We start from the raw sequence: 18,200 nt of genomic DNA, 5'->3' as shown, positions 1-18,200 counted from the left end.
CCGGACGATCGTCCCCACGGGCGAAGGGATGAGGCCCGGGGTCACTGGCCCACTCACGGCACCCGCATGTGGTCCAACCCCGCGCCGGCCCGGATTGTTCCCGCGTCCCGGTGGTCCATGGCCGCGGAAGGCATGCGGGCGGTCCGCTGCGGGGAAGCGCGTTGCATGACGAAGACCGGTCTCCCGGAGGGCATCCGGGCCTGCCTGTTCGATCTCGACGGAGTCCTGACCAAGACCGCGGTCGTGCATGCCGCCGCCTGGAAGGAGGTGTTCGACGACTTCCTGCGGCGCCGGGAGGGCGCGGACTTCCGCCCCTTCGACAAGGTGGCCGACTACGACGAGTACGTCGACGGCCGTCCCCGCGCGGACGGCGTGCGGTCCTTCCTCGCCTCGCGCGGCATCGAACTGCCAGAGGGGTCAGCGGACGATCCGCCCGAGCGCGACACGGTGCACGGGGTGGGCAACCGCAAGAACGCGATCCTGCTGGAGAAGATCCGCACCGAGGGCGTCGAGGCGTATCCGGGCTCGGTCCGCTACGTGAAGGCCGTACGCGCGGCCGGCCTGCGGACGGCCGTGGTGTCGTCCAGCGCCAACTGCCGCGACATTCTGATCTCGGTCGGCATCGAGAACCTCTTCGACGTGCGTATCGACGGCGTGGTCGCCGCCGAGCGCAAGCTCCCCGGGAAACCGCGTCCCGACACCTTCCTGGAGGCGGCCCGCGAGTTCGGGCTGGAGGCGAAGGCGGCGGTGGTCTTCGAGGACGCGCTGGCCGGCATGGACGCCGGCCGCTCCGGCCACTTCGGGTACGTCGTGGGCGTGGACCGGGTGGGCCAGGCCGACGCGCTGCGCGCGCACGGCGCCGACATCGTCGTACGGGACCTCGCCGAACTTCTGGAGGCGGACGCGTGATCACCCACTCCTCCTATGTGGTCGAACCGTGGTGCCTGCGGGAGACCGAACTGGACCTCGATGTGCTCGCCCAGAGCGAGTCGGTGTTCGCCCTGTCCAACGGACACGTCGGCTGGCGCGGCAACCTCGACGAGGGCGAGCCCCACGGTCTGCCCGGCTCCTATCTGAACGGTGTCCACGAACGGCACCCGCTGCCGTACGCGGAAGCGGGCTACGGCTACCCGGAGGCCGGCCAGACCGTCATCAACGTCACCAACGGCAAGATCATCCGGCTGCTCGTCAACGACGAGCCCTTCGACGTGCGCTACGGGCGGCTCGTCTCGCACGAGCGCGTCCTGGACCTGCGCGCCGGGGTTCTGCGCCGCACCTGCGAGTGGACCTCCCCAGCCGGCTGCACCATCCGGGTGACCTCGACCCGCCTGGTCTCGCTCACCCAGCGGTCCATCGCCGCGGTGGTGTACGAGGTGGAGGCCGTGGACGACGTGCGGCTGGTCGTGCAGTCCGAGCTGGTGGCCAACGAGCAGCTGCCGACAACGTCGGGCGACCCCCGGGTCTCGGCCGTGCTGGAGTCCCCCCTGCAGCCGGAGGAGAACCTGGGCCTGGACAACCGTCTGCGCCTGGTGCACTCCACCTCGGTCACCGGGCTGCGGGTCGCTGTGGCGGCCGACCACACCGTGGAGGGACCGCCGTCGACCCGGAGCTTCAGCGAGAGCAGCGACGACACCAGCCGGCTCACCGTGACCAGCTCCCTGGCGGCCGGGGAGAAGCTGCGCCTGGAGAAGATGGTCGCCTACAGCTGGTCCCAGGTCCGTTCGCTGCCCGCCGTGCGCGACCAGGTGGAGGCGGCGCTCGCGGGCGCCCGCAGCACCGGCTGGCAGGGGCTGTGCGACGAGCAGCGCGACTACCTCGACGCGTTCTGGGCGCGGGCGGACGTGGAGATCGACGGCGACGCCGAGATCCAGCAGGCGGTGCGCTTCGCCATGTTCCACGTCCTGCAGGCGGGCGCGCGTGCCGAGCAGCGGGCGATCCCGTCGAAGGGACTGACGGGCTCCGGCTACGACGGGCACTCCTTCTGGGACACCGAGACCTTCGTCCTTCCGCTGCTCACCCTGACCTCGCCGGACTCCGTCGCGGAGGCCCTGCGCTGGCGCCAGGCCACGCTGCCCGCCGCCCGGGAACGCGCCCGCCAGCTCGGCCTCAAGGGCGCCGCCTTCCCGTGGCGCACCATCGACGGCTCGGAGGGCTCGGGCTACTGGCCTGCGGGAACGGCCGCCTTCCACATCAACGCGGACATTGCCGACGCGGTCATCCGCTATGTCTCCCTCACCGGCGACGAGGACTTCGAACGCGAGACGGGCGTGGAGATCCTGGTGGAGACCGCCCGCATGTGGCACTCCCTCGGCCACCACGATCCGCACGGGAACTTCCACATCGACGGTGTCACCGGGCCCGACGAGTACAGCGCCATCGCGGACGACAACGTCTACACCAACCTCATGGCCCAGGCGAACCTGCGCGCCGCCGCCGACATGGTCGAACGCCACACCAAGGAGGGCGCGGCCCTCGGCGTCGACGACGAGGAGACGGCAGCCTGGCGGGACGCGGCCGCGGCCATGACGGTCCCGTACGACAGGGCGCTCGGCGTCCACGAGCAGTCGGCGGGCTTCACCCGGCACCAGGCGTGGGACTTCGTCTCCACGCGGCCCGACCAGTACCCGCTGATGCTGCACTTCCCCTACTTCGACCTGTACCGCAGGCAGGTGGTCAAGCAGGCGGACCTCGTACTGGCCATGGTCAAGCAGCCGCAGGCCTTCAGCGAAGAGCAGAAGGCCAGGAACTTCGCCTACTACGAGCCGCTGACGGTAAGGGACTCGTCCCTGTCGGCGTCGACGCAGGCGATCATGGCCGCCGAGGTCGGGCACCTGCGCCTCGCCTACGACTACCTGGGCGAGGCGGCGCTCATGGACCTGCACGACCTGGAGAACAACACCCGCGACGGCCTGCACATCGCCTCCCTCGCCGGCACCTGGGCCGCCCTGGTCGGCGGCTTCGGCGGCATGCGGTACCGCTACGGCTGCGCCGCCTTCGCCCCCCGGCTGCCGGAGAAGCTGCGACGGCTCGCCTTCACGGTGCAGGTGCTGGGGCGGCGGCTCAAGGTGGAGATCACCGGTGCCGCGGCGACGTACACCCTGCTGGAAGGGGAGCCGCTGGAGTTGCGCCACTACGACGACCTGTTCACCGTCGCCATCGACCGCCCTCAGACGCGCAAGGTGCCGGCCCTGCCCCCGCGTACGGCCCCGGAGCAACCGCCGGGCCGCAGTCCCCGGCGCCGCTGACCGCCGCGCTCGCCGACCGGGCCCACCGGCTCACCGGCGTCGCGCGCCGGCGACAGGCGCGGCGCCGGGTCAGCGGCCGGGGAAGCGGGGCAGGTGAGCCGCCGGTGCGGCCCGGTGAGGCGGGTGAGGGCGGTGCTGGTCATGGCGGGGACCGTCGTCGGGTGCGGTGTGGGCGGGGACCGGCATTGCCGGCGTCCCCGCCCCCGCGGTCAGTGCCGGGAGGTGAGGGCCGGCTCCCCGGCGGGCGCGGCCCCGGTGACGACGCGGCTGCGCCGGCCGCCGCGGCCCTTCTCCAGTGCCGCGGAGAGGACCGCGAGCACGAGCGCGGAGGCGGTCAGGACCGCCCCGACGAGGTTCGGCGAGGTGTAGCCGAAACCCGCGGCGATGACGACCCCGCCGAGCCAGGCGGACAGGGCGTTGCCCAGGTTGAAGGCACCGATGTTGACGGCCGAGGCCAGGGTGGGGGCACCGGACGCCTGGTCCAGGACCCGCTTCTGCAGCGGCGGCACGGTCGCGAAGCCCAGGGCGCCGATGAGGAGGATCGTCGCGCCCGCCGTGACCTCGTTGTGCGCGGTGAGGGTGAACAGCGCCAGCACCGCGGCCAGGGCGCCCAGCGCCGTGTAGAGCATCGGCATCAGGGCACGGTCGGCGTACCTGCCGCCGACCAGGTTGCCGACGACCATGCCGACGCCGAAGAGGACCAGCAGCCAGGTGATGGAGGAGTCGGCGAACCCGGTCACCTCGGTCATCATCGGCGCGATGTACGTGATGGCCGCGAAGACGCCGCCGAAGCCGAGCACCGTCATCGCCATGGCCAGCAGGACCTGGACGTTGCGGAAGGCGCCCAGTTCGTGGCGGAGGCGCACACCCTGCGGCTTCGGCACGTCGGGCACCAGCTTGAGGATGCCGGCCAGGCCGACGACTCCGAGGCCCGCGACGACGAAGAAGGTCACACGCCACCCGGCGCTCTGACCGATGAAGGTGCCCAAAGGGACACCGATCACATTGGCCACGGTGAGGCCGGCGAACATCATCGAGATCGCGCGCGCCTTCTTCTCCGGGGCCACCAGTTCGGCGGCGACGACCGAGCCGATGCCGAAGAAGGCGCCGTGGGTGAAGGACGCGAGGATCCGCCCCGCCATCATCACGGCGAAGGAGGGCGCCAGGGCGGAGGCCAGGTTGCCGAGCACGAACAGGCCCATGAGCAGCATCAGCATGTTCTTGCGGGACACCTTGGTGCCGAGCAGCGTCATGATCGGCGCGCCGGTCATCACACCGAGACCATAGCCGGTCACGAGCAGGCCGGCGGTAGGGACGGAGACCCCGAAGTCGGTGGCGACCTCCGGCAGCAGACCCATGATCACGAATTCGGTGGTTCCGATCCCGAAGGCCCCGATGGCGAGGGCCAGGAGCGCGAGAGGCATGGCAGAGACCTTCCAGATGTTGCAGCGGCATCTAACAGGCGCAAACAATAATTGCATACGCGCGATAACGTCAAACGCTGGACATCTTCGGGTGGCGGCTTACCATGGCCAGTGACGGCGAACAGCCTTCGCCCGCAGCCGCCACACGAAGGGGACTTCGATGACCGCCACCGATCCGGCTCTGACCGCCCTCGCCCAGGGGTGGCACGCCCTGTCACTGCTGCACGGACGGATCGAGGGGCGGATCGAGAAGCAGTTGCAGACCCACCACGACCTGAGCGTGCGCGAGTACTCCCTGCTCGACGTCCTGAGCCGGCAGCACGACGGCGAGGGCGGCCACCTGCAGATGCGCCAGGTCGCCGACGCGGTGGTGCTCAGCCAGTCGGCCACGACCCGCCTGGTCACCCGGCTGGAGGACCGCGGCCTGCTGGCCCGCTACCTCTGCCCCACCGACCGGCGCGGCATCTACACGGACGTGACCGAGGCCGGCCTGAAGCTGCTGGAGGAGGCACGACCGACGAACAACACCGCCCTGCGTGCCGCGATGGACGAGGCGGCACTCGTCCCGGAGCTCGCCCCTCTGGTCAAGGCGGTGGAGGACCTGCAGGGCGCGAAGGTCCCGGCTTCCTGACGCGGACCATCCGCGCACGAAGCTATACGGCGCTTGCAATTAACTGCGCATGCAATTAGCGTGGCCGTGGAGCACGGGAAGGGCGCGTCCCCGCCCCTCCCGGGACGTTCACCCGTACGCACTCGCACCGGCGCCCGTCGCCGACCGCGACGCGAAAGGATCAGCACCATGACCACCCCCCCGGACATCACGCTGAACAACGGCGTCACCATGCCGCAGCTCGGCTTCGGCGTCTTCCAGGTGCCCGACGCCGAGACCGCGGCCGCCGTCACCTCGGCCCTGGAGAGCGGTTACCGCAGCATCGACACCGCGGCGATCTACGGCAACGAGGCCGGCGTCGGCCAGGCCCTCGCCGCCTCCGGCATCGCCCGCGACGAACTCTTCGTCACCACCAAGCTGTGGAACGGCGACCAGGGCTACGACAGCACCCTCGCCGCCTTCGACGCCTCCCTCGCCAAGCTCGGCCTCGACCACGTGGACCTCTACCTGATCCACTGGCCGGCCCCGGCCCGCGACACGTACCTGGACACCTGGCGCGCCTTCGAGAAGATCCACGCCGAGGGCCGGGCCCGCGCCATCGGCGTCTCCAACTTCCGGCCCGCGCACCTGCAGCGCCTCATCGACAACAGCGACGTCGTGCCCGCCGTCAACCAGGTGGAGCTGCACCCCCAGCTCCAGCAGGCCGAGCTGCGCGCCTTCCACGCCCGGCACGGCATCGCCACGGAGGCGTGGAGCCCGCTCGCCCAGGGCGCCGTCCTGAAGGACCCGGTCATCACCGGCATCGCGGGCCGCCTGGGCAGGACCCCGGCCCAGGTGATCCTGCGCTGGCACCTGCAGCTCGGCAACGTGGTCATCCCCAAGTCGGTGACCCCCGAGCGAATCCGCCAGAACATCGACGTCTTCGACTTCGCGCTCTCCGACGCCGACGTCGCGGCGATCACCGCCCTTGACAACGGCACCCGCATCGGCCCGGACCCCGACGCCTTCAACTGACCGTCAAAGGCCGGGGCCGTCCCGTCGGCCGGGCCGCCGACCGCACCCCGCGGCCCGGCGGGCGGTCCGGCGGGCGGCCTGCGGGGCTCACGAAGCGGTGCGCTCCTCGATCCGCCTGAGCGCCTGCTTGAGGTATCCGGCGAAGCGCGGGTAGTTCTCGCTCATCGGGAAGTGCCCGATCTCCTTCATCTCGATGAACTCGGCGCCGCGGATCTGCTTCGCGGTACGGGCCCCGTCCTCGGGCGTGGTCAGGTAGGGGGGAGCGCCGGCACGCGTTCAGCCCGTGAGCGTGGCGTGGAGCGCTTCGAGGCCGTCGCGGTAGATGCCGGAGAACAGCTCGACCACCTCCGCCTCGTCGGCGCCGTCGGGAACGAACCGGCCGCTCCACACGACTTCCGAGACCTCAGGCTGCCCGGGTACGGCGTGGACCCGAAGGTCGGAGACGTACCCGGTCACGGGGAAGGGCGCCTCCAGGATCGCGTACGCGTAGTGGCGCTCGGCTTCGCTGAACGCCACCATGCGTTCCACGATCACGTCGCCTTCGGGAGTGCGGAGGCCGCGCGCCCGTCCGCCCTCCAGCGGGGTGCTCTCGGGGATGAACGGGAGCCAGTCGGGCAGCGCGTGGAAGCCGCCGATCAGGTTCCAGACACGTTCGGGCGACGCGGGTACGACACGGCTGATCGAAGTGGACGCCATGGTCTTCCTCCTTGGCTTGTGGTGGGGGGCGGGGTGGGGCGGGAGCGGTTCAGGCGCCGTTCGGGAGCGGCGCGGCGGGGCTGACGAGGCCGGAGGCACGCAGATCGGCCCAGAAGGCGGCCGGGACGTCCTCCTGCAGCGCGGCGATGTCCTCGGCGATGCGGCCCGGCTTGGTCGCGCCGGGGACGGCCGCGACGGCCACCGGGTGCGCGAGGGAGAACTGCAGGGCCGCGGCCTTGACGCTCACCCCGTGACGCTCGGTGAGCTCCCTGATGCGCCGTACGCGCTCGACGATCTCCGGGGGCGCGTCCTGGTACTCGAAGTGGGTGCCGCCGGCGAGGACGCCGGAGCTGTATGGGCCGCCGACGACCATGCCGACGCCCTGCTCCTGCGCCTCGGGCAGCAGCCGCTCCAGCGGGCGCGCGTGGTCCAGCAGCGTGTAGCGGCCGGCGAGCAGGAAGCCGTCGGGCCGCGGCTCGTCCAGGTCGAGCGTCAGCTCGATGGGCTCGACCCGGTTCACGCCGAGGCCCCAGGCCTTGATGACGCCCTCGTCGCGGAGCCGGGACAGCACGCGGAAGGCACCGGTGCGGGCCTCCTCGAACTTGCTCAGCCAGAGGTCGCCGTGGAAGTCCTGGGCGATGTCGTGCACCCAGACGATGTCCAGGCGGTCCACGCCGAGGCGCTTGAGGCTGCCCTCGATCGACCGCTCGGTGGCGTCGGCGGTCCACTCGTGGAGCATCGCGTTCGGACGGCCGTGCTCGAACAGCCCGCCCTTCTCGCCGAGGTCGCGGGCGCCCGGCTCGGGCTCGTCCAGGACGACCCGCCCGACCTTGGTGGCCAGCACATACTCGTCGCGGGGCCGCCGCGAGAGCAGCTCGCCGAGCCGCAGCTCCGCGAGACCCGCGCCGTAGAAGGGCGCCGTGTCGTAGAAGCGGATGCCCTGGTCCCAGGCGGCCTCCAGGGTCGCGCTCACCTCCTCCTCGGGGATGGCGCGGAACATGTTACCGAGGGGGGCGGTACCGAAGCCGAGACGGCCGGGGATGAGTTCCTTGAGCGACATGATGGTGCCTTTCGACGACCGTGCGCGGGGGTGCGCGGGGTACTCCGCCGCGTGGCCGCGCTGTGAGGGGATTGCCTCCGGGATGCCGGGGCCGGCCCCGGTGTCCGCGGGAGGTGCGCCCGGGCGAGGCGTGCGCCACGCCGGAGCGCCTTGCGGGAACTTATATTACTTGCAGACGCTGGCTAATGCAAACGCTTAATATCGGCGCCTTCCATGAATCGCCGACCGTTCGGCGTGCGGGAATTAATCCGCGTGTGCAATTATTGACTCAGCCTGTAAGGCGCAGGCGCATGAACGATGAACCGACTCGACGCCGCGCGGCCCGGCCCCGACCGCCCCCAGAGGAGACAGCTTCGTGACCACCACCCTGTTCGAGCCCTTCACCCTCCGGTCGCTGACCATTCCGAACCGCATCTGGATGGCCGCCATGTGCCAGTACAGCGCCGCGCCGGACGGCGAGCAGGCGGGCGTCCCGAACGACTGGCACTTCGCGCACCTCGCGGCGCGGGCCACCGGCGGCACCGGACTGATCATCACCGAGGCGACCGCGGTCGTCCCGGAGGGCCGGATCAGCCCGTACGACCTCGGTATCTGGAACGACACGCAGGTCGAGGCCTTCCGGCGGATCACCGCGTTCCTGAAGTCCCAGGGCACCGTGCCCGGCATCCAGCTCGCCCACGCCGGGCGCAAGGCCTCCACCGAGCGGACCTGGGTCGACCGCGGCGCCCCCATCGCCCCAGGCGAGCAGCACGGCTGGACGCCCGCCGGCCCGAGCGCCGTCCCGTTCGACACCGGCTCCACCACGCCGGAGGAGCTCAGCACCGAGCAGATCGGCCGCGTCGTGGCCGCCTTCGCCGACGCCGCCCGGCGCGCCCTTGACGCCGGCTTCCAGGTCGCCGAGATCCACGGGGCCCACGGATACCTCATCAACCAGTTCCTTTCCCCGCACAGCAACCACCGCACCGACGGCTACGGCGGGGACTTCGCGGGCCGCACCCGCTTCGCGCTGGAGGTCGTCGACGCGGTCCGTGCCGTGTGGCCGCAGGACCTCCCGGTCTTCTTCCGCATCTCCGCGACCGACTGGCTGAGCGAGAACGCCGACGACGACCGCGAGGGCTGGACCGCCGACGACACCGTTCGCCTCGCCAAGGAGCTGCAGGCCCGCGGCGTGGACCTGATGGACGTCTCCACGGGCGGCAACGCCCCGAACGCCAAGATCGTCGCCGTGCCCGACTACCAGGTGCCGTTCGCCGAGCGCGTCCGCAACGAGACCGGTATGCCCGTCGCCGCCGTCGGCCTCATCACCGAGCCGGACCAGGCGCAGGCCATCGTCGGCTCCGGCAGCGCCGACGCCGTCCTCCTCGGCCGCGAGCTGCTGCGCGACCCGTACTGGGCGCGCCACGCGGCCACCGCGCTGGGGGGCAAGGTCGACACCCCGGTTCAGTACCACCGCGCCTGACCGGCGTAACACACCCCGTCCCCCGGACCGCGCCGTCCCCGTCGCACCGTCGTGCGACGGGGACGGCGTGTGTGGGCACGAAAACGCCTTGCACGGCGTCGCCCGGCCGGACACCATCACGTGCGTCATCCGTCCACGGCACACGAGGTTCCGGTACGTGACCTACACGCTGCGTGAGTACACCCCGGCCGACGAGACCTCCTGGCTGCGCTGCAGGGTGCTCTCGTTCCTTGGCACCGCCTACTACGACGACGTCGACCGCGCCAAACCACCGATCCCGGCCCCCGGCCTGGAACTCGTCGCCGTCGACACCTCGGGGACGGTCGTCGGCATCATGGACACCGTTGTCGACGCCGCCCTGGCGACGATCGACACCGTCGCCGTCCACCCCGACCACCAGCACCGCGGCCTCGGCCGCGCCCTGCTGCACCGCACCCGCGCCGAGGCCCGCGAACGCGGCGCGACGACCCTCGACGCCTGGACCCGTGACGACCCGGGCACCCTCGCCTGGTACCGCGCCATGGGCTTCGCGGAGGGCGACCACTACCTGCACGTCCACGCCCACCAGTACACCGCACCCGGCGAACCGGACCGCGCGATCCTCACCCCGCGCCCCGGCCTGCGCCTCATGGCCGCCTTCCTGCACGCGAAGCTGGAGGACGAGGCCCGCCTGCGCACGGAGTTCAGCCGGGTGCACGTGTGCCGGCGCTTCTCCATGGCGACATGAGACCCCGGCGACCAACGACGCCCGCCGGTCCTGAGCCCGGCCGTCGACAGCGACCATGACGTCCGGCGACGGCTCGCGCAGCACCCGGCCACCCCCGGACGTCCGGCATCGGCCGACGCCCGGATCGGTCCGGGCGAGCCGCCGCACATCGCCTCGGCCGCCCCCATCGAGATCGCGGAACTCCTCGCCTCGCCGAACCCGGCCGTACGGAGGCTCCCGGCCCGGCGACGGCCGGCGAGGCGCTGCGCCTGATCGCCCGGCACCGGCACACGACGGCCGCGGCGTCGATCACATGCCTGGCTGACGAACGGGCAAGGCGCGCTGCGGCGGGCCATCCGGCGCTGCCGCCCTCGGTCGTCGCCGAACTCCGCGCGGACGAGGACCGGCAGATGACGAGCGCGGCGGCCGCCGGTCCGTCCCGGTCGCCGGCGGCGATGGCACGTCCGTCGCGTGCGAGTGCGCCCGACGAACAGGTGCGCCGGCGCCTCAGCTCTTGACGGCCTCCGCGATCCGCAGAGCGGCCTGGGCGGGCGTGAGGTGCGTGGTGTCGACGACCTCGGCCTCGGCGTGCAACCAGGTACGGGCCGCCTCGGCGTAGGGCTCAAGGTACTTGAACCGGAACGGGGAGGGGCCCATCACGGTGTCCCCCTCGATGCGCCCGCGGAGGGTGTCCTGGTCGGCGTGGAGGACGAAGTGCCGTACCGGGATGGCATATTGGGCCAGGCCCGCGGTGATCTCGCGCCAGTACTGCTCGACCAGGACGGTCATGGGCATCACCAGGGTGCCGCCGGTGTAGTCGAGTACGCGGCGGGCGGTCTCGACGACGAGCGGCCGCCACGGCGGCCAGTGCTGGAAGTTGTCCGTCCCTGGCAGCCCTGGCGCGATGTCCATGAGCGTCTCGCCGACCTTCTCGGCGTCGAACACCCGTGAATCCGGGATCAGCTGTTGTACGAGCGCACTGGTCGTCGTCTTGCCCGCGCCATGGGTGCCGTTGAGCCATACGATCATGGGGCTTGATGCTAGCGCTACGCGGGCCACGGAAACGGGCGCAGCGGGCATCCGGTACGGCCTGGGCGATTCTCGGCATGGCGTCGACTCGCCTGCCTGATTACCCCGTCACAGAGGTGTGACTGAGCGCTTCACCTGGCGAGTGAGCACGTGAGTCGGTGACCGGAACATCCGGTGTCGACGGCTTGGTGAGCCGGGACAAGGGGCCACTCGCATTTGCTGGCCTGAACGCCACCACGGCGGACAAGACGTATGAGCGACGATCAAACTGTCAGTGGCGGACTTTAGGGTCAGCCCTATGACAGCAGACCTGGTCCAGGCCTCATGGACTCGCATCGACGCGTGGCTGCGCGAGCACGCACCCCGCACTTTCGCCACGCTACGGCCGCCCGCAGGGGACGACGAGATCGCGGCAGCGCAAGAGAAACTCGGTGTCACCTTTCCTCCGGACCTGGTCGCTTCACTCCTCCGGCACAACGGGGCGTTGGAGGGACCTGAGGCTTTCCGGTTCAGCACGGGCGACCGGCTGCTCGGAGTGAGCGGAATCCTCGGGGACACCGGGTTCATGCGCGGCATCGACCAAGGCCTCGACGGGGAGACCGAGGGCTACTGGCTTCACGACTACGTGAAGTTCGGTTCATACGACGTGACGTCGGACGGTCTTCTGATGGATTGCCGTATTGGGCGGGACTCCTTCGGTGCGATCGGGCGGTTCTTCGACGAGACCGGCACCAGTTTCGGGGAGGCCGACTCGCTGGGTGAGTATCTGGCCGAATTGGCCGGCAAGCTTGAGCGCGGCCAGGACGCTGGTGTCGTCACGTTCAACGGCCGGCTGTTCTGGGAGGGGCCTCTGCCTGCCAGGCCACAGTGCAGTGCCGACGAGCCCCTTCCCGGACCGGATGAGCAGCTGAGCTGGACCTGTCCTACAGTCCCACCGACCTGCTCCACGTGAGCCACCTGGACGGGCATGAGGAACTCGGTGCGCTGATCGCGATCCTGCCGCATGAGCGGGTGGTCGACGCCGCGCGGAAGCAGCTGCGCAGACTGGCGGTCGAAACGGGCCTGAACAACTACCCGGAGGTCAAGGCAGCCCTGGACGCTTGGGAGCGCGGTGTGGCCCCGCCACAGCCGGACCAGACCGGCCCGCTCGCCTTGCGACTCCGCGCGGTGCTCGCGCAGGCCGACACCGACCGAGACAGCATTCGTAGGTGGGCCGCGGAGAAGATAGCCCTCGGGATCTGGGGGTCCCCCTACAGGTCCGTGTGCGAGAGCGCGGAGATCCGGAGTCACTTCACTGTCGACTGGCGTGCGGATCTGCATGCGGACCTAGGTAATCCGCCACTGCCACCGATACCTGACGACCGATTCTGGGGGGCGCTGCGCAACCCCGCCATCGACTCCAGTTGGTACGCGGCTCAGTACGCGCAAGACCGGAGCTGTTGAGCAGGGTACTGGTACGGCCCAGTTGTTGATGTTGTTTTGGCTTTCCCCGCGTACGGCGCGTGCTCTGCGGTGTGCTCTCGTCATGGGTGACGTACAGGTCGTCGAGATTCCGGTGCCGGTGTGGTCCCATGCCTGCCGGCTGGACGACCTTGCGCTGCCATACGCGCTGCCCGAGCGGGCCACCGAGTGCCTGGATCTGGGGCCGGGATGGTCGCGTACGTGGACGGTGACGTGGAAGGTCGGGAAGTCCGATGTCATCGTCCCGGTGAAGGACCTGTCGGCAGGGCCGGCGATGGCATCGGTGCCGGTGCGGCGGTTCTCCTGGCGGACCGGTCAGCGTCACCGGCCCGGTTTGGAGTGCCTGGTGACGACCGGTCGGCAGCACGGCTTCGAGAGTCTGGCCGAACGCTGGCTGCTGCTGGTCCTGGACTTCGTCGGCGGGTTCGACGAGGTGCTGTCCCAGCCGTTCCGTCTGCGGTTTCTCTCCTCGCAGGGCAAGGGCTCGCATATTCCGGACTTCCTCATGCTCGCGGCGGGAGCCTCGTGGCTGGTGGACGTGCGTCCCGGGGGCCTGATCGTCGAGGAGGACGAGGTGCGGTTCGCGGCGGGAGCGCAGGTGGCGGCCGCCGCAGGCTGGCGCTACATGGTGGTGACCGGCTGGCGCCGGCAGGTGCTGGTGGGGATCGACGCGTTGTCGGTGCGGCGCCGTCCGATGGCCGATCCGCTCGGGCTTGAGCGGCATCTGCTGGCTGCGGTTGGCCAGCGTCCGTGGCGGTTCGCGGAGCTGGTGGATCAGACACACGTTCCGGCGGTGGCCCGCACGCACGCGGTCCATCTCCTCTGGCACCGGCGGATGGCCGTCGACCTGGCTCTGCCGTTCGGGATGCGGCCTGGGTCTATCCGGCGGGAGGCCGTGATGGATGACCAGAGGCGGCTCCGGCTAAGGGTGGCCCACTTCCTGGAGGCCGAGAGCGGCTTCCGCAGCGGCAGCCGGCACTGGCCCCAGGAGGGTGAGCCCCGGCCCGAGTACGAACCGGAGCGGACCACGCTGACCGAGCGGCGGCGGCCGAAGGTGGCCGAGCTGAAGGCTCTGCACCCGCACGACGCCCGTCAGCTGGGTCCGGGGCAGGTCAGCGAGCGCACGCTGCAACGGTGGTCTGCCGCCTGGCCTGAGCAGGGAATCATGGGGCTGGCGGACGGCCGCCTCACCCCGGTGCTGCGGGGGCACCACAAGATCGCCGGCCATCCGGTCGCCGGACGGCCGTTCTTCGCGCCCGAGACGGTGACCAGCGATCACGGCAGCGTCTACAAGAACCACCACCTGGTGCAGGTCGCCCGCACGCTGGGGACGGTGGTGCTGCCGGCGAGGGCGATGCGAGCTCAGGACAAGGCGGCCTGCGAACGCGCGTTCTTGGGGATCCAGTCGCTGCTGCTGGAACTGCTTCTCGGCTACCGCGGGCGGGATGTTGCCGACCGGGGTGCCGACCCGGAGGGCGACGCGGTCTGGACCCTGGACGAGATGGAGCATCTGCTGGCTACCTGGATCGTGGGGATCTGGCAAAACCGCAGGTTGGACCAGTATGCGCCCGCCTGGGACCCCGACGGTCGGCACAGCCCGAACACTCTGTTCGCCACAGCGGCGGCCCGCGACGGGATCGCTCTGCAGATCCCGGACGCGAGCCTCTACCATCGCCTTCTGCCCGCTCACTTCGTCAAGATCCACGGCCGTCGCCGGCATCTGGACCCAGGTCACACACGGCGAAACCCAATTTGCCCCACAACCGGCCGAAGCCCGAAACGACCCCGAGCTCGACGCTGCATGGACCAGGACCGGTTCACCATCGGTCGCTGGTTCCGGCAGAACAAGGTCCCCTTCTACCAGCAGATGAAGCCGCTTCTCGACGCCTACGCCGCCCGGCTCACCCGAGCCGCCGACGCCGCCCACTCAACTCGCCAACTCACACGCTCACTCGCCAAATAAAGCGCTCAGTCATAAGAGGCGGTGCGTCAGCGTTCGGGACGCGGGATCAGAACTCGAACTCGACGTAGTCGATGTCGGTGAAGTCGACCTGCAATCCCTGGGCGCGTCGGCCACGGTCCTTGAAGTAGATCTCCTGGAGGCCCTCCGCCGCGATGGCGCGCAGTTGGTCCTCGCCGGCGCCCGTGGACTGGGCGGCGAAGAGGCGGGCGGCGAAGTCGGGGGGCAGGGCCTGGGTGACGAGGCGGACGCGGGCGTCGTCGGTGGAGCCCGGGGCGGCCGTGAAGCCGAAGCGGGCACGGGTCTCGATGACGATGCCGCCGGTGGTGGCGGCGCGTCGGCGGGCGCGCTCGCGGACCCGGGGCTGCCACCGCCTGCGGACCTCGTCCTCGAGGCGGCCGGCGAGGTCCTTGCGGGGCCGTTTGATCTGGCCGGTCAGGTAGCGCTCGACGGTGCGCTGCGAGACGCCGAGCAGGGCGGCGACGGCCCTGGTGCCTTTCTCCTGCTTGACCAGGAACCGCATCTGGGCCTGCGCCGACTTGGGCACGGGCCGTGTGAGGGTCTTCGCCGTGGCCTTGTCGAGGCCGTCGCCGAGCATGCCCACCGGGCTCTCCTACTCTCCGTCGAGTGCGGCGTCGCCGCCCTTGATGTGGCGGGCGGGGTTGTGGCCGTCCTCGAGCAACTCCACGGCCCACATGAGGGACTGCGTGCCTTCGTGCTTGACCATCCCGGGCGAGACGCCGAGCCGGAAACCGCCGGGCAGCGGCTTGCCCTCCGGGGTGCGCGGCAGGAAGTCCAGCGGACCGGGACCGTCCGACAGGTACACGGCGCAGTCGGAGAGCACAGCCACCGGGAAGAGGCCCGCGCCGGCGAACCTGACCATCTTGCGGTGCATGTTGACGCGCGCGGTGGCGATGACGGCGGCGCGGATGTCGGGGCGCCAGGTGGGGCGGTCGAGGGCGGGCCAGCGTTCCCCCGGACGGTAGCCGGCGCCCTGGGGGCGTTCGCGGAGCTTGCCGATGCCGCCCTTGACGGTGGCCTTGACGGCCGAGAGGAGGGCGGCGCGCGCCGGGTCGGCCTGCTTGTGCTGTTCCATCGCCGCGATGAAGTCGGCCTCGGGCATGCCGGGGACGACGCCGAGTTCGGCCATGGTGGTCATGTAGGCGTCGCGCAGGCGGCCGTACCAGGCGTCGAGGTACGCACCGTGCTCGGGACGGACGTACGCCTCCGTCGGGCGCACCTCGTGGCCGAGTTCGACGGCATAGGCCACGGTGGGGGTGGCGTACCAGGCCGGGCCCTCGGGGCGGGCGCCGTCGGGGGTGAAGGGGTTCGGCAGGCGCGGGTCGACGTCGATGTGCGAGAGGTCGACGAGCCAGGACCCGGGCAGCGCCTTGTCGAACTGCGGTGCGCGGACGTGGACCGCGGCGCCGAGGCCGACGTTGAGGCGGTTCGCCGCGGCGGCGAAGGCCATGTTGACGTCGATCCCGACCGCGAACTTCCGGGCGCACTCGTGGTCGGTGAGCAGTTGCGGGTCCCGGATCCACTCGAAGGCCTCCTCGTCGAGGACCTCGTCCGGGGTGCGGCGGTGTCCGCGTGCGAACAGCGAGGCCACGACGGGGTGTTCGTCGGGGGCCTCGGGGGGTGCCGGGTCCACGGGCTGTGTGAGGGCGCCGGGGTTCGGTCCGGAGACCCAGGCGCCGGTCGCCTCGTCCCTGACGGCGCGGGTCGGCGGACGCAGGGCGGTCATCAGCTCCAGACCGCTCACGGCGGTGGAGCCGCGCGGGGTGATGACGCGTTGCGCGTAGTCCGCGAGCAACTGGGCGAGTTCGGGGGGCGGCAGGTGTTCGGCGTCGCCCCAGGAACGGGTGTCGAGGGCGCCCCACGACAGGACGGCGAGTTGCACGCACTGGCGCCTGCCGTCCTGCGCCGGGCGGTAGACGCGGGCCCAGGGGCCGAATCCGCGCCGGGTGAGCTGCCACTTGGCGCGGGCGATCCGCCGTACGACGTCGTGGTCCGCGGGCAGCCGCAGGGCCCTGCGGTCCTCCAGGACGGCGGGCAGGCCGAGGCGTTCGGCGGCCGCGGCGGTCAGGACGATCAGCGGGTCGGCGTCCTTGCCGTTGCGGTGCAGGCGCGGCGCACCGAGCTTCGCCTTGGTGAGGGTCCACTCGACGAGCGACGGGACGTCGGTCGCCGGGCACGGCAGCACGAGGCCGCCGGCGCAGTAGGCGGTGCCGTCACCGTCCAGCACGGCGAGGGGGCCGTGGGCGAAGCGCGGATCCGCCGCGGCGGGCGCGGGTGCCGCTTCCCTCCGCGCGACGGCAGGGGCGGGCCTGGTGACGGCCGCCGGAACAGGCGCGCACTCCGGAACAGGCGCGGACTTGGGCACGGGTGCGGACTTGGGCACGGGTGTGGGAGCCGTGGCGCCGAGCTGCGCTGCGATCCCGTCCAGGAGCTTGGCGTACGCGGCACGGGTGGCACCCTGCGGCTCGCTGCGGCCGGCCTCCCAGCCGGCCACGGTCGTCCGGGTCACGTCGAGCGCCTCGGCGACCTCCGCCTGGGTCAGGCCGTACTCGGTGCGCAGCCGGGAGCGTTCGGCGGGCTCGGGCAGGCGGGTCCGCCGCGGCCCCGGCTTGAGGAGGGCATCGACGGGATCGGACGTGCTGGCCATGCGGCGGTGGGCTCCTTCACTGCTTCAGTCCTGGCCGGTTCCGGGGACACGACGGGGTTCCGCGTCGAGGAACTCGCGCAGGTGCTGCCCCGTGAGGATACGGGCCGGGTTGCGCCCCGGGGGCAGCGGAAGCCTGCGGCCCAGCGCCCACCGGAAGCGTCCCGCGGGTGCCAGGTCGAACACGTACTTGCCGCCGCTCCGGTCGTCGGTGCGGCTGCCGCGGATCTCGAACGCTCCGACGCAGACCCCTCCGTCGACGAACGCCAGCAAGAAGTCCCCGTGCTGGGCGACCGTCCGGGACGAGAAGCGCCAGGCCCGGGCCGCGCTCTCCTCGACGGTGCGCCCGTCGCGCAGTGCCTGCCGCACGTCCACCGCCAGCATCCCGGCCCTCCCTCCGCCGTCGCGTCCGGCCCCGGGCCCGTTCCAAGCCCGCTTCGACTGACTTTATCGGCCGATAAAGCGGTCCGTGGACAGCGACGCGCCCGGAAGGGCCCCATCGTAGGGTGTGGTCCGTGGATGACGTGCTGGGCTGCCTGATCCTGGCGGCCGTACTGGCCGCGATCATGGGCGCGTTCGGCTGGCTGGCTCGTGTGATCCGGCGCCGCGGTGTCGCCGGGCACGCGGTCGCCGCCGCCCTGGCCTCCTACGAGGAGGCGTTTCGCGTCACCTCCTACGAAGCGCATCAGGAGACCCGCGTCCAGGCCGAACGCAGGCTGCCCTTCGAGTCGCCGGACGAGCCGTGGCGCCCGGCTCGGGCGGCCCTCCCGGCCCGCCCGGACGCACGCCCGGCACGAGGGCCGCGTACCTGGGTCCGCCGACTGCGGCGGCGGGGGGGGGGGGGGGGGGGGGGGGGGGGGGGCGGGGGGGG

General features: G+C 71.4%; 17 protein-coding genes. 10 read left to right on the top strand and 7 right to left on the bottom strand.

Annotated features, from left to right (window positions below):
- Window positions 1–165: 165 nt before the first annotated feature.
- Window positions 166–909, top strand: a complete 744-nt coding sequence (locus ACRWNP_RS27650; protein ID WP_431965979.1) for an HAD family hydrolase — start codon at window positions 166–168, stop codon at window positions 907–909.
- A complete protein-coding gene (locus ACRWNP_RS27645; protein WP_431965977.1) occupies window positions 906–3,245 on the top strand; it encodes a glycoside hydrolase family 65 protein in 2,340 nt (779 codons plus the stop codon). Before ACRWNP_RS27650 ends, ACRWNP_RS27645 begins: the two co-directional genes overlap by 4 nt.
- 209 nt (window positions 3,246–3,454) lie before the next feature.
- Here the strand turns inward: ACRWNP_RS27645 and ACRWNP_RS27640 are convergent, their stop codons facing one another.
- Window positions 3,455–4,669, bottom strand: a complete 1,215-nt coding sequence (locus ACRWNP_RS27640; protein ID WP_431965975.1) for an MFS transporter — start codon at window positions 4,667–4,669, stop codon at window positions 3,455–3,457.
- A 160-nt stretch (window positions 4,670–4,829) separates the two neighbouring features.
- Between ACRWNP_RS27640 and ACRWNP_RS27635 the strand changes: the two genes are divergently transcribed.
- Complete coding sequence (locus ACRWNP_RS27635; protein WP_431965973.1) at window positions 4,830–5,300, top strand: MarR family winged helix-turn-helix transcriptional regulator; 471 nt, start codon at window positions 4,830–4,832, stop codon at window positions 5,298–5,300.
- Window positions 5,301–5,468: 168 nt separating this feature from the next.
- On the top strand, window positions 5,469–6,293 hold the full coding sequence (locus ACRWNP_RS27630; RefSeq protein WP_431965971.1) for an aldo/keto reductase: 825 nt from the start codon (window positions 5,469–5,471) through the stop codon (window positions 6,291–6,293).
- Window positions 6,294–6,569: 276 nt separating this feature from the next.
- Here the strand turns inward: ACRWNP_RS27630 and ACRWNP_RS27625 are convergent, their stop codons facing one another.
- Both ACRWNP_RS27625 and ACRWNP_RS27620 read right to left on the bottom strand, forming a co-directional pair.
- A complete protein-coding gene (locus tag ACRWNP_RS27625) occupies window positions 6,570–6,989 on the bottom strand; it encodes an SRPBCC family protein (RefSeq protein WP_431965969.1) in 420 nt (139 codons plus the stop codon).
- 49 nt (window positions 6,990–7,038) lie between these two features.
- Complete coding sequence (locus tag ACRWNP_RS27620; protein ID WP_431965967.1) at window positions 7,039–8,049, bottom strand: aldo/keto reductase; 1,011 nt, start codon at window positions 8,047–8,049, stop codon at window positions 7,039–7,041.
- 355 nt (window positions 8,050–8,404) lie between these two features.
- On the opposite strand from ACRWNP_RS27620, the gene ACRWNP_RS27615 reads away from it, so the two are divergent.
- Both ACRWNP_RS27615 and ACRWNP_RS27610 read left to right on the top strand, forming a co-directional pair.
- Window positions 8,405–9,508 (top strand): NADH:flavin oxidoreductase/NADH oxidase, encoded by a 1,104-nt coding sequence (locus tag ACRWNP_RS27615; protein WP_431965965.1) that lies wholly within the window; start codon window positions 8,405–8,407, stop codon window positions 9,506–9,508.
- Window positions 9,509–9,665: 157 nt separating this feature from the next.
- The gene (locus ACRWNP_RS27610; RefSeq protein ID WP_431965963.1) at window positions 9,666–10,235 is read left to right on the top strand and encodes a GNAT family N-acetyltransferase; all 570 of its coding nucleotides are present in this window, start codon (window positions 9,666–9,668) and stop codon (window positions 10,233–10,235) included.
- Between the two features lie 486 nt (window positions 10,236–10,721).
- Here the strand turns inward: ACRWNP_RS27610 and ACRWNP_RS27605 are convergent, their stop codons facing one another.
- Window positions 10,722–11,243 (bottom strand): ATP-binding protein, encoded by a 522-nt coding sequence (locus tag ACRWNP_RS27605; RefSeq protein WP_431965961.1) that lies wholly within the window; start codon window positions 11,241–11,243, stop codon window positions 10,722–10,724.
- Between the two features lie 298 nt (window positions 11,244–11,541).
- Here ACRWNP_RS27605 and ACRWNP_RS27600 point away from each other — a divergent pair, with 298 nt between their 5' ends.
- The 3 genes from ACRWNP_RS27600 to ACRWNP_RS27590 all read left to right on the top strand — a co-directional run bounded on the left by ACRWNP_RS27600 (window position 11,542) and on the right by ACRWNP_RS27590 (window position 14,667).
- On the top strand, window positions 11,542–12,195 hold the full coding sequence (locus ACRWNP_RS27600; RefSeq protein ID WP_431965959.1) for an SMI1/KNR4 family protein: 654 nt from the start codon (window positions 11,542–11,544) through the stop codon (window positions 12,193–12,195).
- Window positions 12,192–12,686 (top strand): hypothetical protein, encoded by a 495-nt coding sequence (locus tag ACRWNP_RS27595; protein ID WP_431965957.1) that lies wholly within the window; start codon window positions 12,192–12,194, stop codon window positions 12,684–12,686. The genes ACRWNP_RS27600 and ACRWNP_RS27595 overlap by 4 nt, the downstream gene beginning before the upstream one ends.
- A gap of 82 nt (window positions 12,687–12,768) precedes the next feature.
- Window positions 12,769–14,667: a TnsA-like heteromeric transposase endonuclease subunit gene (locus tag ACRWNP_RS27590; RefSeq protein ID WP_431965955.1), complete on the top strand. Its 1,899-nt coding sequence runs from the start codon at window positions 12,769–12,771 to the stop codon at window positions 14,665–14,667.
- A 46-nt stretch (window positions 14,668–14,713) separates the two neighbouring features.
- On the opposite strand, the gene tpg is transcribed toward ACRWNP_RS27590, so the two are convergent.
- The 3 genes from tpg to ACRWNP_RS27575 are packed head-to-tail and all read right to left on the bottom strand — an operon-like array spanning window position 14,714 to window position 17,713.
- Window positions 14,714–15,262, bottom strand: coding sequence for a telomere-protecting terminal protein Tpg (gene tpg, locus ACRWNP_RS27585; RefSeq protein ID WP_431966057.1), 549 nt, complete (start codon window positions 15,260–15,262; stop codon window positions 14,714–14,716).
- A 15-nt stretch (window positions 15,263–15,277) separates the two neighbouring features.
- The gene (gene tap, locus ACRWNP_RS27580) at window positions 15,278–17,332 is read right to left on the bottom strand and encodes a telomere-associated protein Tap (protein WP_431965953.1); all 2,055 of its coding nucleotides are present in this window, start codon (window positions 17,330–17,332) and stop codon (window positions 15,278–15,280) included.
- A gap of 24 nt (window positions 17,333–17,356) precedes the next feature.
- Window positions 17,357–17,713, bottom strand: coding sequence for a hypothetical protein (locus ACRWNP_RS27575; protein WP_431965951.1), 357 nt, complete (start codon window positions 17,711–17,713; stop codon window positions 17,357–17,359).
- A gap of 131 nt (window positions 17,714–17,844) precedes the next feature.
- On the opposite strand from ACRWNP_RS27575, the gene ACRWNP_RS27570 reads away from it, so the two are divergent.
- The coding region (locus ACRWNP_RS27570; RefSeq protein ID WP_431965949.1) for a hypothetical protein at window positions 17,845–18,200 on the top strand (356 nt) is incomplete at its 3' end.

This window comes from Actinacidiphila sp. bgisy160, assembly GCF_965342435.1.
Taxonomy (GTDB): Bacteria; Actinomycetota; Actinomycetes; order Streptomycetales; family Streptomycetaceae; genus Actinacidiphila.
The sequence above is the reverse complement of the archived record's forward strand: the minus strand, read 5'-3'. Positions and strand labels throughout refer to the sequence as shown.